We start from the raw sequence: 1,179 nt of genomic DNA on the forward strand, positions 1-1,179 counted from the left end.
GATCACTCGATGATTTTCGACACGACGCCAGCGCCGACGGTGCGGCCGCCTTCACGGATGGCGAAGCGGAGCTTTTCTTCCATGGCGATGGGCGCGATCAGTTCGACGTTGAACTTCAGGTTGTCACCGGGCATCACCATCTCGGTGCCCTCGGGCAGCTGGACGGTGCCGGTCACATCCGTGGTGCGGAAGTAGAACTGCGGCCGGTAGTTGGCGAAGAACGGCGTGTGGCGCCCGCCCTCTTCCTTGGTCAGAATATAGGCTTCGGCCTCGAACTTGGTGTGCGGCGTCACCGACTTGGGCTTGCACAGCACCTGGCCGCGCTCCACGTCCTCGCGCCCGATCCCGCGCAGCAGCGCGCCGATGTTGTCGCCCGCCTCGCCGCGGTCCAGCAGCTTGCGGAACATCTCCACGCCCGTGCAGGTGGTCTTCTTGGTGTCGCGGATGCCCACGATCTCGATCTCGTCGCCGACATTGATCACGCCGCGCTCGACACGACCGGTCACAACCGTGCCGCGCCCCGAGATCGAGAACACATCCTCGATCGGCATCAGGAACGGCTGGTCCACGGGGCGCGCCGGGGTCGGGATGTACTCGTCCACCGCCTTCAGCAGCTCACGGATCGAGTTCTCGCCGATCTCGGGGTCGCGCCCTTCCATCGCCGCCAGCGCCGAGCCCTTGACGATCGGAATGTCGTCGCCGGGGTAGTCGTAGCTCGACAGAAGCTCGCGCACTTCCATCTCCACCAGTTCCAGCAGCTCCTCGTCATCGACCTGGTCGACCTTGTTCATGTAGACGACCATGTAGGGAATGCCCACCTGACGGCCCAGCAGGATATGCTCGCGCGTCTGCGGCATGGGACCGTCGGCGGCGTTCACCACCAGAATGGCGCCATCCATCTGCGCCGCACCGGTGATCATGTTCTTCACATAGTCGGCGTGGCCGGGGCAGTCGACATGCGCATAGTGGCGGCTGTCGGTCTCATATTCCACATGCGCGGTCGAGATCGTGATCCCGCGCGCCTTCTCCTCGGGCGCCGCGTCAATCGCGTCATAGGCCTTGAAATCACCAAAATACTTGGTGATCGCCGCCGTCAGCGTCGTCTTGCCGTGGTCAACATGGCCAATCGTGCCAACGTTCACATGCGGCTTCGTGCGTTCAAACTTCTGCTTTGCCATG

1 protein-coding gene is annotated in these 1,179 nt (G+C 63.4%); it reads right to left on the reverse strand.

Translation table 11 applies throughout. The annotated features are described in order from the left end of the window. Positions 1-2: 2 nt before the first annotated feature. Positions 3-1,178: an elongation factor Tu gene (gene tuf / locus HUK65_RS18425; RefSeq protein WP_179907740.1), complete on the reverse strand. Its 1,176-nt coding sequence runs from the start codon at positions 1,176-1,178 to the stop codon at positions 3-5. Position 1,179 lies beyond the last annotated feature (1 nt).

The organism is Rhabdonatronobacter sediminivivens, assembly GCF_013415485.1.
In the GTDB taxonomy this organism is placed as follows: domain Bacteria; phylum Pseudomonadota; class Alphaproteobacteria; order Rhodobacterales; family Rhodobacteraceae; genus Rhabdonatronobacter; species Rhabdonatronobacter sediminivivens.